The sequence below is a fragment of the Bacillus sp. Medicinal_06 genome (assembly GCF_056711665.1).
Map to the genome: position 1 here is coordinate 325,525 of NZ_JBWYHD010000003.1, position 14,475 is coordinate 339,999.

Here is a 14,475-nt window from a genome sequence, read left to right on the forward strand (position 1 = left end):
AGCAAGCGTGAAGATTCTTTTTCAATTTATGGTACGAGACGCGTACAATCTCTCGGAAATGCACTCGCTTCACGAACATTCGATAGTTCTAAAAATTTATACACAAGCCTTTCTAATCCAATTCCAAAACCGCCATGTGGCGGGCAACCATACCGAAATGTATCCATATACGACTGAAATTTTTCATGATGTAATCCTTTTTCTTTAAAAGAAGTAAGTAACATATCGTAATCATGAATGCGCTGCGCACCTGACGTAATTTCTAACCCTTTATACAATAAGTCAAAAGAATCTGTAACTGCTTGATTTTCTTTATTTGGCATCGTGTACATCGGTCTTGCTTCTTTCGGATAATGTGTGATGAAGACAAAATCACTACCGTATACTTCCTTCACATATTTTCCAATCAACTTTTCACCTTCTGTATCTAAATCCCCTACTGGTGATTCTTTATGGTACTTTGTTTTCAAAATACGCTGCGCCTCTGTCAGTGTAACCTTTGGAATTTCCGTAGTGATAGGAACTGTAACTTGCAGCAGCTGTAATTCTTTTTCACATTCTTGTTCTACCTTTTCAAACATATAACGTAGAACATCCTTTTCTAATTTCATCACCTCATGAAAATCATGAATAAACCCAAGTTCTACATCTAAAGATATATATTCATTCAAATGACGGGAAGAGTTGTGATGCTCCGCACGATAAACAGGGGCAATTTCAAAAACGCGTTCCAATCCACCTGCGACCATCATTTGTTTATAAAATTGTGGAGATTGAGCTAAATACGCTTCTTTTTGAAAATATGGAAGCTTAAAAACATTTGCGCCACCTTCTGCTCCTTGCGAAACAATTTTGGGTGTAAAAATACGTGTGAAATCGTTCTCTATTAGAAATTCACTAAATGCCTGAACAAGCATAGATTGGATTGTAAAAATCGCTTGAATTCGTTCATGCCGAAGCGATACGACGCGCTCATTTAACATTTGATCTAAACCGACTTGCAATTTTCTTTTATTCACTTCAAAAGGAAGTGAATCAGAGGTATTTAACACTTTTACTTCTTCTACAAGCAGTTCCACGCCTAATTCTGTTTTTGTGGTCTCCACAAGTTCACCAATAATTTGAACAACACTTTCTACATCTACTTTATATCCAGCTAAGTCCTTTTCTAACACACATTGGATGACACCTGTTCGGTCACGTAATAATAAAAAACTGACATTCCCCAAATGACGAATTTTTTTTACCCAACCTTGTAGTAAAACCACCTTTTTACTAGACATTTTGCATTCACGAACGAGTGACCGCTTCATTGTTTCGCTCATAATTTCTTCCTCCTATGTTCTCAAATTTATTTACATTATTGTTGTCATCGTCGTCATCCACGGCCACTCACCTCCTTTCAAAGAATACAAAAATCCGCCCCTATAAATAGGGACGGATTTTTCCGCGGTACCACCCAAATTGTCATCATGACCATCTTAAACCTGATAACGGTAGGTACCGTTTGCTTTTACTAATCATCACGTTCAAAGCAACGCTCACAGGTGTCTTTCCATCATGCGGTATCGCAATCTTTTCAGCAGTCGATTGCTCTCTGTAGACCCTTGCACCATGTACTTTTCCTGTTCATCACTTTTTATATTTACAGAGTATTCTATTCCTTTAAAAGAAAAAACGCAAGTGTTTTTTCTTTATTTTCTGATTTTAATTTCAATTCCATTTTCTTCTACTACTATCCCTCGTAACCTTGTCACTAATACAACATCATTTTCATTTGCTACTTCTTCAATTTCTTTTACTATATCCTTTTTATTTAAAAACATCCGTACATTATCTTTTGAATCCTTTTTATATGCAGCTTCTGCAATTTTCTCTGTAAGCTTTCCATTCTCCAATTTTTTCATTTCATTACATAGCGCCTTGCCTTTTCACGCATATTATTAGTAAATTTATTTTGGAGGTCTATACATGAGAAAAATTTTAAGTTTCTCGCTATTACTATTATGCTTGATTACACCAAATCAAGCATCCGCTTATTCTCCACAATCTTTACCTGTCTCACAACATTCAAAACAATGGAAGGTCAATATTGAGGAAGTAAAGAAAACAGACAAAGACATGTTACAACCTAAAAAAGGTGTTTTTCACACATATCACTTCTCATTACAAAACATCGGAAAAGATGAAGTTTATAACGTTCAAGTAGAAGTGTTTCGAAATGAACCAAAAACAGAGACAAAATATGAACTATTTTCTTTAAAAGAAGCTCGATTAGCAAGCGAAAAAACAGGATTTGAACATGCGAATTTTCCTGTTTCTACAAAAGCAGACGAAGTAGATGTCATGATTACATGGCAAGAGCATCCTTTCCGTGCAATGCGAAATGGTCAGAAAGTGGAAGGAAGAAAATTTAAAGAACATTTTGTTTTTAAGGAAACTAAAAAACAACTTCCTTAAGAAAAGAGTCGCGATTCTTCATGTAGTCGCGACTCTTTTCTTATTACCAATATTAATTTGTACTAATTCCTCGTGCTGCCCAAATCCGATCGATTTCAGCCGCATGTTGTCCTCCGTATAAAAGAGCATCTGCCTGCTTAATCGCTTTTGCCCCATCACGGAATGTCGCATTTGGCGTTAATGACCAATGTGATTGTAAAATAATTTTTGTCGCTACATCACGGCCAAAAGCTTGCGCCATTTCGTATTCTCCTTGCGCCCAAATTTCTCCATCTGCATGTACTTCATTTTGCACATCTCTTGGGTACACTTTATTATTATCTAATCGGCGTAAGCATGTTGGATTTGAATTGGAATAAGAAGCCGCATCCCATTCTCCTACGCAGGCTTTACCATATCCTGTCGTTGATGCAGCATCCTCATAAGTTGCACCTAAGAAATCACCAAATCCTTCTCCCATCGCCCCGCCTTCTGCAGAGTTTCCAAATCCCGGAACTTGATTATCTTGAATCGAATGCCCATATTCATGTGCGATAATTCCTGCATCCTCAGCATCATCTACTCCACCCGTTCCGAATGTTAAAGCTTCCGTTGATGGCGAATAGAAAGAATTATCAGCTGTCGTTCCATTCACATTTACTTTAATTGAGCGATTGTTAATATTTTTAAAACCTATTTGCTGAATATATCGTTGTAAAGTATCAATATGGTAATATGCCATTACATCTTCAAAACTATCATTAGAACGAGTGTAATTAAATTGAAGAGTTGAAGACTTTGTTTTTGCCTTTGAAGAAATTGTGACATAATCTCCAATTAAAAAGCCAGTTCCATTCAAACCTTTTAAAGTAACCGTTTTTAATTGATTATTTAATTCTACTGAATCTTTATCATTATTATCCTTTAATCCAGTTAAACTACCACTTGATACAACAGGATTAGGCAAGAATACTTTTCCTGTCCCCTCTGCTTTCCGGTTTATATCAACCTTTTTAATTAACTTTCCACTCTCAGCATCAATAAATGTTTCCCACGCACCAAATGGTTGATTGGAATGGACTACAACTCGGTATACCGGAATAGCAACTCCTTCTTCAATGACATACCCAAATTCATTCATTGTTGGAGCCCATAAATTTTGTTCACTTTCTCCGCCGACATATGCCATTGATTTTTGTTCTGCATCTTTTTCACTAATCTTTTGCTTTATTTCTTTCACACTCTGAACAGGCTGATAATCAGAAACTGCAAGTAATCCTTGACCTTTTCCATTAAGAGTTACAGTTATTTGTCTTGAAAATACGGGAGCACCATTTACTACTTGTTGAAATCTAACATATGAAGCTACCTGTGTATCCGTTGTTGAAATATACTGTAAGTCTGATAGATCCGGCTTTAATAAGTATTGGGCGGCATTCGCTTTTAAATATTCGGCTGCTTTTTCCTGAGGAGAATACCTATCTATCTTTACTTGTTTCTCTTCCACCGCGGAAACAGTCGATACTGTCCCTAGTACTAACGGTATTGCCGCAGCAATTGCCACTACTCTTTTTTTCAACATTCGAATCACTCTCCACTCTCTTTAATAAATTTTGAATGTACGAGTAATTCTATAAGGTTGATTATATTACCTTTCTCTTTTCCATAAGAATAGATAAAGTAATATTTTCTCAATATTTGTGTATGAAAGGAATAAATACTTTCGAAAAATATAAATCACTATGAGTATTTAGAGATTTATGATATTTAGTTATTTGCCATAATCAATCGTAATACAAAAATCACGTCATTACTGAGAAAACAAATAAAATCCTGTATGATTCATACAGGATTTTGTAATTTCACTTTCTATCACATACTACTTTTTGTGAATTAGCTAGACGGACTTAATTTGATTCGAACCTTTTTCTCTCCTAAAGAAATTTCATCATTTTCTTGTGATAATGCTTGAAACGTAAATTGTTTTACTAACAAGTTTTCTTCTAATAGACCTTTATGCTTCATTAATGTGTTTTGCAATTCAGCGTCTGTATCCAAAATAACATCTACTCGTAAATTAACTGGTAAATTCAACTGTTTTCGATACTCTTGAACAGCTCGGATAAATTCTCGTGCTACTCCTTCTTGTAACAATTCATCTGTCACATTTGTATCTAACATAACTGTATATTGTCCATTTGTCGTATTAGAAAATCCTGCTTTTGGTACCTTTTCTACTAATACATCTTCAGCTGTTACTGTAATTTCTTCTCCTGAGACAAGCTTACACATTGCTTTTTCATCTACAATAAAGCTTTGTACTTCTTCTTGCGATAATTGTTTTAACCACTGATTTACAGCATTGACGTTCTTCCCAAACTTCGGTCCTGCTGTCTTAAAATTCAGCTTTAATTGATACGATGTATACTTCGTTTCATCTAATTCTACATGAAATGCTTTTACATTCAGCTCATCCATTACAATATCACGATAAGATTCCCAGTCCACTTTCTGCTCATGATGATCAAGTAATACAAGTTCAGCTAATGGTTGTTTTACTTTTAATGTATGTTGATTTCGGTTGCTACGTCCGAGTTCGACAACTTGTAAAACAGCATCCATTTCTTGTTCTAACTTTGTTTGAATAACTGTTTCATCTACTGCTGGATAATCTGTTACATGAACACTACTTCCTTCTAAGTTCAGATGAATATCGTCCGCTACAAACGGAGTAAACGGAGCAAGTAACTTACTAAGTGTAACAAGCACTTCATGCAGTGTTTCATATGCTGCTGCCTTTTCAGGATTCATATCAGGCTCCCAAAAACGATTGCGAGAACGTCTCACATACCAATTACTAACCTCATCTACAAGAGCCGCAATTTCACGAGCTGCATTTGTAAATTGATACTCGTCTAATGCAATTCTTACTTTTTTCGTTGTACTGTGAAGACGTGATAACACCCACTCATCTAATTTCGTTCTCTTAACCTCATACTCCCCTTTTGGATTGTATTCATCTAGGTTGGCGTATAAAACATAAAAACTATATACGTTAACAAGCGTATCTACAAGTTTTGATTTCGCTTCTTGCACTGTTCTTTCCGAAAAGCGCTTTGCATTCCATGGCGCACTATCAACAAGGAGAGCCCATCTTAATGCATCTGCACCAAACTTTTCAACTAACTCTACTGGATCTAGTGCATTCCCCTTACTTTTAGACATTTTCTGTCCTTGTTCATCTAGCACATGTCCAAGAGATAACACACGTTTATATGGTACTTTTCCAGTATATAAAGCCGCTACTGCCAATAAGCTATAAAACCAACCACGCGTTTGATCAACACCTTCGGCAATTACATCTGCTGGAAATTGTTCCTCAAAAAGCTCTTTATTTTCAAACGGATAATGATACTGTGCAAACGGCATTGAACCGCTATCAAACCAAACATCAATTACTTCTGGCGTACGAGTCATTGAATTGCCACATTTTTCACAGCATACTTTCACTTCATCTACATACGGCTTATGAAGCTCTAAATTTTCAACTGTCTGCCCTACGCTATGCTTTCTTAATTCATCGATACTCTTCGGTGCGAATTGATGATCACAGTTTTCGCATTCCCATACATTTAACGGTGTTCCCCAGTATCGTTTCCGGCTAATATTCCAGTCCACCATATTCTCTAAAAATTTCCCAAATCGCCCGTGTTTCATATGATCTGGATACCATGTGACTGCATCATTATTTTGTAAGAAAGTCTCTTTAATCTCAGTTGTCCGAATGAACCAGCTTTCTCCAGCATAATACAGGAGTGGTGAATCACAGCGCCAGCAATGCGGATAACTATGTTCATATTTCTCCTTATGGTATAGCAAGCCTTCTCCAGCTAAATAACGAACAATATCAACATCACATTCTTTCACAAACTTACCTTGTAAAAACGGAACAGCGTCCGTATACTTACCTTGCTCATCCACAACATGCAGGAACGATACTCCTTGATTTTGCACCACTTTATAATCATCTTCTCCATAAGCTGGTGCGATATGAACAAGCCCCGTTCCGCTATCTTCTGTAACAAAGTCTGCTGAAATAACACGGTATCCATTCGTAACTTCATCCATAGGAAATGGTGCTACGTATGAAGTACCTACTAATTCTTCTCCTTTATGAGTAGATAATACTTGATAGCCATCTTTTAATACATCATTTACACGCTCTTTTGCGACAATATAAACAGTTTCATCTTTCTCTGCTTTCACATATTCCATATTTGGATGTACAGCAAGTGCTACATTAGCAGGCAACGTCCACGGCGTCGTTGTCCAGCCAAGAAAATATTCATTTTCACTACTTAGTACTTTAAATTTCACAGTTGCACTTAAATCTTTTACTGTTTTATATCCTTGCGCCACTTCATGTGAACTAAGTGATGTTTGGCAACTTGGGCAATATGGAGACACTCGGTGCCCTTTATATAGGAGCCCTTTTTCATGAATTGTTCCAAGAATATGCCATACGCTCTCGATATAAGGGTTCTCCAACGTTACGTACGGGTCATCCATATCGACCCAATATCCGATGCTCTCAGTAAATTCACGCCACTGCTTCTCATACGTAAATACACTTTCCTTACATTTTTGAATAAATGGTTCAATTCCGTATTCTTCAATCTCATGTTTACCAGAGATACCAAGCTGTTTTTCAACTCCTAATTCTACCGGTAATCCATGTGTATCCCAGCCAGCTTTTCGAAGTACTTTATATCCAGTCATTGTTTTATATCTTGCTACTAAATCTTTAATTGTCCGTCCAAGCGCATGTCCCACGTGTGGCAATCCATTTGCAGTTGGTGGCCCTTCATAAAAAACGAAAGATTGTGCACCTTCACGATTTCGAATGGATTGCTCAAAGATATTCTGCTTGTTCCACTGCTTGCGAATTCGTGTTTCTCTCCCTACAGCTGATTCTTTTACATCTACCTTCTCCATTTACAATCACTCCTTTGAAATTTTGTAAAAGCACACAAAAAACCCGTCCCTATAAGTAGGGACGGGTTTACCCGCGTTACCACCCTAATTCTATTAGCATCTTCACCAATAGCACTTAGCAACGTACTACCATACGCGTTCTTTGTAACGGTAGACATCCGTCCGAGCTTACTTTATTCAGCCACGGCTCCTCGGAGATGATTTTCAAATAAAGTCTGTACACCGACTTTCAGCACAGTGCCGGCTCTCTGGAGAACAGTACGATATTTTACTCTTTCTCGTCTTCAGATTTGTATACTTTTATTAACAGTTATTTTATTCCATAAAATATATAATTGTCAATCAATTCAAAAATATTTTTTCATTTTCTTCCTCGTTCTCGAATTTTAAACATCGTGAAAAATTTCTATTTCTTTATCCCGCATTAACGGACAATAAGACTCCACTGATTAAAGTTTCACTTTATCGTTTCCCATACTTCCGCTAAATCTTCATCTTCTTCCGCAAGTTCTGCAAAAAATCCAGTTTCATCTTCATGAAGAACCGTTTCAAGTTCTGCTTTCGCCTCAGTATTTCTCTTTAAAACAGCTAAATAACATGCTCTATTGTATCGAACTAACAAATCCGAAGAACCGAAAGCTATTATATGATTTGTTAGTGCTTCTGCCTTTTCTGTTTTTCCAATCTGATGATAAGACGCTGCTAAAGCGAGAAATATTCCATTATCTTTTGGATGATGCACGACTCCTTTTTCTAGCATTGGAATAGAATCTTCAAATCTTGCTTCACTTTGATAGATTTCCGCTAAAGCAAGGAATGCACGGCTCACAAAAGGCATTCTTTCAATTAATTGTAAACAAATCTTTTCTGCCTGTTTTTCTTCCCCCAACATGAATAGAACATTTGAATGTAATAACAGAATGTCATAATCATTTGGCTCTTCTCTAATCATCTGCTTTATGAATTCAAGAGCATCTCTTAACATTTCTTCATTTTCATTCCTATATTCAATAAGAAGATTTACAAGTTGCCTTGCCGTGCTAACATTCCAAATGTTTTCTAATGATGTTTGCAATACATCTATCGCTTCTGTAATCATATTTCCATTTTCATAAAATATCGCTAAACGCTGCGCTGCCATACTATTTCTAGCATTTAATTTTAAAGAGATTTCAAATAGATCAATTACAGTTGTAATAAGCGAAATTTCTTTCGCACGGTTTTTCATTCGATAAAACGCTCTTGTAAAAATTGATTTCTTCGGCTCTTCATTTTGTTGTTGTGCAGTTTGCCTCTCAGCAAGTACAGATCCAGCGTACATAAATGCCGTACTTCTTTCTTTTTTCTTAACGGGCAACAAATGAAGAGAATCTCGTATTTGAGATAATTTCTGCTCCTGTTCCATTGCTTGAACATACACTTTAAATACACGCTCATTTTCAATGTCTTGTCTTATTAAACTTGTAACAAATGGAAGCACTTCAGAATCCCTATTTTTAACAAGTACTTTTGCATAGTGATATCGTACTTCTACATGTTCCTCATCCATTTGTAAAGCTTCTTCCACTAGCTCTTGTTCTTTCTCTCTCTCTTTCATGGCACCATATACATATGCAAGAGCATCTAAACGCCACATTTCATCTACTTTACCATCTAATTTATCTAACTTAGATAGAAGCTCTTTATGAAGACCATTTTCTACTGAAAGCTCTGCTAGATACTCCATATTTACAATCATCGGCTCTTGCAGCATTGCCTGAAGCATATGATATTGTTCTTTTAATCGATTTTCTTCTGCTTCATATATTTCCGCTAACTTCAAATGTACTCCTATAAAGTTTGCATCTATTTCTAAGCAAGTCTCATACGCATTTTTTGCCGATTCCAATTCCCCTAATGCCATAAGGGATTCACCGATGCGATAATACGGAAGCGTACTCGTTCTGTGCTTTATTGCCTGATTGTATCGTTTCATCGCTTGATCGTATTGTCCAAGAGATTCATATAAAATACCAGCATAACAGTCATACTCGACTACATCTGGTCTTTCTTTTCCTAGTTTTCTTAAAAATGTTATCCCACGTTGTACAAATGCCGTTCCTTCAACTCTATTTACATATTCTTCTAACATATTTGCTATATTATTTTTCAAACATCGGATACCATTTTCTAACTTAGACAACGCTATCTTTAATTGTTCTTCATTAGCTCCTAATTCAATTTCAGCATCCCATAACACCATTCCTGCATTCATTAAAAACTCATCATTTTGTTCAAATTGCTTTTCCATGCTAAAAATGTAACGTTTTGCATCATCATACTGTTCTTTTGCCACATAAATTTGAATCAAACCAAAATGAGAATAAACATCTCTATTATTCTCTTCTAAAGCACGTTTATATATTTTTTCAGCTTCTTCAAATTCATCATTTTGAAAATGTAAATCTCCTAATCGAACATATAATGACGTTGCTTCTTCACAATTTCCGATGCCCTGCAATAAAATTTCTTCTGCAGCCTTCTTATCTTCTAAATCTAATTCATATATTTCTGAGAGTTTCACATATGGATATGGTACTGTTTTATCTAATTGAATTGCAATGCGAAGTCCTTTAATTGCTAAATGCAATTTCTCTATTTGATGCGCACACCTGGCTCTTTCATACCATATATGCGCTTCATACTTATATTCTTTCAATAAATCATTAAACACTTCATATGCTTCTGCATAGCGCTCTAAATCCATTAAAATCAAGCCATGATTTACAAGAACAAATCTGTCCGGATGACGCCCGAGTGCAATTTGTGACATTTTCAATCCCTGTTCAGACTGATCGATATACATATATGATAATGCTAGAAAACTCCATGCGATTGGCTGGTCGGCATCTAATTGTAAAGATGAGCGGAAACTAGAAATAGCCGCTTCATACTCTTCTTTCTCTACAGAATAACGTCCATGTATAAAATGATACAACGCTTGGCTATTCTTTTTCTCGACACTTTGCAAGATATCACTAGCTCGCTCTAGATCTTGCATACGGATAAAGCATTGTGCACTATGGAGCTTAACAAAATCTGAATCAGGATATCTTTCCATTAACCTTTTGGCACAATGAAGAATAAATTCCTGATTCACTTCAACATCCATATGTTTAATTGTGTATAACCACGTGTACGGATTTTCGCTTGTCTCTTGTAAAAAAGATACGAGTTTTTCAATCCCTTGTTTATCCTGTTCTTCTAAATGATCTGTCAAGGAGAATAGCGTTCGGAAATATACATCTTCCTCTTCTAGTAAAAATGACAATTGTTCTCTTTTTTCCTTAGGAACAAATACAATAGATAAACCATCTGTGTAACGATATCTTTCCTGCAACTTTTCATATTCGATAAAAAGCGGCTCCAAAAAATTAGGATCTTGAACCGAAAAAGATTGTAACTGGTCATCATATGCAGAAAGAACTTGAACGTGGGATGCATGTTCAATATCTATACTTAATAAAACTGGAATATTTTGATCAAGTAATGCTTTATAGTTCTCTTTCGTTCCTTTAAAATAATGACAAACATAGCCCAGTTTTTCTAAATACATTACCGTGTCTGAAAACTTCGATCCTGTTACATCAAATATATGATGCGCGATTTCATCTTGTGTACGGCTTTCTCCCCATAAGCGGAGCATCATCTCCAAGCTCGCTGGAACACAATAATTATCTTTTTGTACGATTGGAACTAATGGTAATCTTACTTTTTTTCCAGCCCGGTATTTTTCTATATTATGATATAGCGACTTTCTTAAACACACTTCCGTTTTTAATAAAGCAAGTAAATCCTCAGTGTTATTCATTTTATATAACGCTTCTGCACGTAAATGTGTAAAATAAGTTTTATACGAATGATACGGCAATATCAGGTTGATCTTATCTATTACAGTCAGCATTTCCTCATAACACTGTAAATCTAGTAAATGTTTCACCTTTTCAAAATAAAAATACGGTACTTGCGGAAACTGGTCTATCGCATCGTTAATCAGTTGTAACGCTCGTTTCTGTTTCCCTTTATATGCATATAACTGTGATAATAAGTAAATCGCCAACTCTTCATTTTCCTTATGCTTCATCCCAGATAAAAGCGACTGCTCTGCTTTCTCCCATTCTCCTGTTTGTATATAAAAATAGCCCCATTTATCAAAAACTGGACGTGTACTATAACTCTCAGCTTTTTTCATATATAGGAATGCTTCTTCATTCTGTTTCATTTCTAAAAGGCATCTTACCAATGTAAAGTATGCTTTTGATAAAATATCAGAATCTATTTGATCTACCTTTGTATCTTCCAGCGCATCCTTTAATAATTTTTCAGCATCAAGTATTTTTCGGTCATCAATTAGCTCATCACAATATAAAGAGAGCGTTCTCATATTTGAGAATTTTTTATATGAATAGCGGATTAAAAAGGCACTATATTGGTGCATAAGCCCTTCATCTGTAAGGCGGATTAACGTATCAAATTCCTCAGTTGACGAAATCGAAGAAAGCCAATCTTTCACATAAGATAATGTATTCATTTTCCGTATGTTTGCAATTTCTTGATTCACATCTTTTAATCCATCTATAAATCGCTTTTCTTTCAGACATGTTTCTAATCTCCTAAATTCTAACATGCATTCACCTCAAGTAATTATTTTTATTACGCATCGTTGACCACTCCCACGGCTAAAGCTCGTGGGCTTTCCCGCTCACAAATTCTGTAAGTAGTATCCTTATCTGCTTTCTTAGATTTTACACAGTATATATAAGGTATTCAATAAAAACCTTATATAATTCTCAATAATAAACGATATCGTTTGAATTATTATTTAAAAATAAGAAAAATAACTATTTTTCCATGTATTTTATTTAATTTAATAAAATACAACCTTTTTATTAAGTTGATCATTATTTATCCAGCTTTAACGGGCTGTAATACTCCCACCTCAAAACTTAAGAGAATACGAAGAAGTTTAGATGGGAGATAAACAGTCCATAAAAGCCCGATTAGTGAGGGCTAACAATCAGTTGGGATGGAGAAACTCCCCACTGATTGAAGTTTCACTTTATATATCAAAATTTCCGAGGTGTTTGTATCCTATTTTACCGTCTTTGATTTCGTGGTTAGAGTCTTATTGCCCGTTAATGCAGGATAAAATAAACCCCATCCTTTTATTGACAAAACAAATATTTCCATATATATTGCAAATAAATACTAAACGTTTAGTATTCCACTTTTCCTATTTGAACGGAGGATATATATGACACGATTAATGGTACTAGGTTTACTCATGCAATATGGTCCTATGTCTGGATATGAATTACAGCAAGCTATGCAATCTGCACAAACTGATACTTGGGCAGGTGTTTTTCCCGCTTCGATTTATCATGCCTTAAAAAAAATGGATAAAGAAGGATTAGTAGAGCTTGATGCTGTTGAAAAAACAGGGAATCGTTCCAAAGCAATTTACAGTATTACGCCTGCTGGAAAAGATGAGTTTCATACACTCATGATTCAGTCATTCCAGCATTCTTCAGTTGCTTTCCCAACAGAGTTATATACAGCACTCACTTTCTTCGACGCAAATACTGTTTCTCTTGAACACATCTCATCCGCCTTACAAGATCAAAAAAAGAAAATTATGGAAATGTACAAAAATATGAAAGCTGGACAATCTATTAAAGAAAAAATGATAGAGATTCCAGAGCATGTAAGTCTTATCTTTGAAAATATTTATGAACAGTGCGAAATACAGCTACGTTTCATTGAAAAAATGGAAAAAATGTTATCTCGATTAGAAAATAAGAAGAACACGGAGGGAAATTGATGGAGGCTAGATTAAAAATGTCTCGTGTACAAAAAGCTTCATTATGGGTTGTAGCAGTGGCTGTCTTTACAGATATGCTCATCTACGGAATGATCGTCCCAATCTTACCACGGTACGCAGAAACCCTAGGTGCTTCCCAAACAGAGATTGGTTTTTTATTTGGTAGTTACGCGATTACTTTACTTCTCTCTACCCCCATTTTAGGAGTAGTTTCCGATAAGGTTGGAAGACGTCTTCCTATGATTCTAGGTTTATTTGGATTCGCAGCCGCAACCATTTTATTCGGACTTGCAAATAGCTTTTGGTTGCTTGTACTCGCAAGGATGTTACAAGGTATATCTGCCGCGGCAACATGGACAGCTGGATTAGCACTTCTAGCAGATGTGTTCCCTCTACAAGAACGTGGAAAAGCCATGGGTCTCGCTTTATCGGGACAAGCAGCTGGAATGCTCCTTGGGCCAACAATTGGCGGGGCGCTTTATCAATGGGGTGGTTATCATCTTCCCTTTATTATCGCTGCAAGTATTGCTCTCGTTGATGGTATATTACGAATGATATTACTTCCTAATGAACCAAAATCCAGCTCACACCAACGAATTAGCTATCGATCTATCTTGAATATGCATTCCCTATTTATTATGATCGGTATAATTATTCTAGGATCGGCCTTACCTAGCGCTTTAGAGCCAACTCTTCCTCTCTATTTACAAGACACCTTACACCTTAGCCCTGGAACAATTGGACTCTTATTTGCTGTTCCAACTCTCGCATATGGTTTTACAGCACCAATCATCGGTACACTGTCAACTAAAATTGGTAGAAAACAAACGATGGCAATAGGCATAGCTTTAGCTGCTTTATGTTTCCCATTTACAGCAATTGTTTCTCATACCGCCCTTGAAATATTTATACTCGCTATCCTTGGAATTAGTTTTAGTCTTTTACTAGCACCTGCTTTACCAGAACTTACATATCTTGCAGATAAAAATGGAATGCAAGCATATGGAATACTTTTTGCTATTTATAATACAGCCTACTCAATTGGTATGTTTTTCGGCCCGCTACTTAGTGGAAGTCTATCAGATTTATTTGGATTAACAAATGCTTTCTACATATTTAGTGTTGTTCTTTTCTGTTATCTGTGCTTATTTTTGTGGAAAATGAAAAAATGACATTAGGTT

The 14,475-nt window shown here is 35.9% G+C and carries 8 protein-coding genes and 2 other annotated features; of the genes, 3 read left to right on the forward strand and 5 right to left on the reverse strand.

Annotated elements, in window-relative coordinates:
• Positions 1-26: 26 nt before the first annotated feature.
• Complete coding sequence (gene aspS, locus AC1M36_RS08735) at positions 27-1,325, reverse strand: aspartate--tRNA(Asn) ligase (RefSeq protein WP_336452629.1); 1,299 nt, start codon at positions 1,323-1,325, stop codon at positions 27-29.
• Between the two features lie 105 nt (positions 1,326-1,430).
• Positions 1,431-1,642 (reverse strand) — a binding site (T-box leader).
• Between the two features lie 52 nt (positions 1,643-1,694).
• The gene (locus tag AC1M36_RS08740; protein ID WP_336452630.1) at positions 1,695-1,907 is read right to left on the reverse strand and encodes a hypothetical protein; all 213 of its coding nucleotides are present in this window, start codon (positions 1,905-1,907) and stop codon (positions 1,695-1,697) included.
• Positions 1,908-1,971: 64 nt separating this feature from the next.
• On the opposite strand from AC1M36_RS08740, the gene AC1M36_RS08745 reads away from it, so the two are divergent.
• Positions 1,972-2,460: a hypothetical protein gene (locus AC1M36_RS08745; protein ID WP_336452631.1), complete on the forward strand. Its 489-nt coding sequence runs from the start codon at positions 1,972-1,974 to the stop codon at positions 2,458-2,460.
• A gap of 52 nt (positions 2,461-2,512) precedes the next feature.
• Here the strand turns inward: AC1M36_RS08745 and AC1M36_RS08750 are convergent, their stop codons facing one another.
• From AC1M36_RS08750 to AC1M36_RS08760, 3 genes are all read right to left on the reverse strand, one after another.
• Entirely contained in the window at positions 2,513-4,021 is a 1,509-nt protein-coding gene (locus tag AC1M36_RS08750) for a M36 family metallopeptidase (RefSeq protein WP_336452632.1), read from the reverse strand.
• A 311-nt stretch (positions 4,022-4,332) separates the two neighbouring features.
• Entirely contained in the window at positions 4,333-7,434 is a 3,102-nt protein-coding gene (gene ileS, locus AC1M36_RS08755; RefSeq protein ID WP_336452633.1) for an isoleucine--tRNA ligase, read from the reverse strand.
• Between the two features lie 54 nt (positions 7,435-7,488).
• Positions 7,489-7,728, reverse strand: a binding site (T-box leader).
• Between the two features lie 163 nt (positions 7,729-7,891).
• Positions 7,892-12,100, reverse strand: a complete 4,209-nt coding sequence (locus AC1M36_RS08760; protein WP_479845760.1) for a tetratricopeptide repeat protein — start codon at positions 12,098-12,100, stop codon at positions 7,892-7,894.
• A 627-nt stretch (positions 12,101-12,727) separates the two neighbouring features.
• On the opposite strand from AC1M36_RS08760, the gene AC1M36_RS08765 reads away from it, so the two are divergent.
• Together AC1M36_RS08765 and AC1M36_RS08770 are read left to right on the forward strand one after the other, a co-directional pair.
• Positions 12,728-13,294, forward strand: coding sequence for a PadR family transcriptional regulator (locus AC1M36_RS08765; RefSeq protein WP_336452635.1), 567 nt, complete (start codon positions 12,728-12,730; stop codon positions 13,292-13,294).
• On the forward strand, positions 13,294-14,466 hold the full coding sequence (locus tag AC1M36_RS08770) for an MFS transporter (RefSeq protein ID WP_336452636.1): 1,173 nt from the start codon (positions 13,294-13,296) through the stop codon (positions 14,464-14,466). The genes AC1M36_RS08765 and AC1M36_RS08770 overlap by 1 nt, the downstream gene beginning before the upstream one ends.
• Positions 14,467-14,475: the final 9 nt, after the last annotated feature.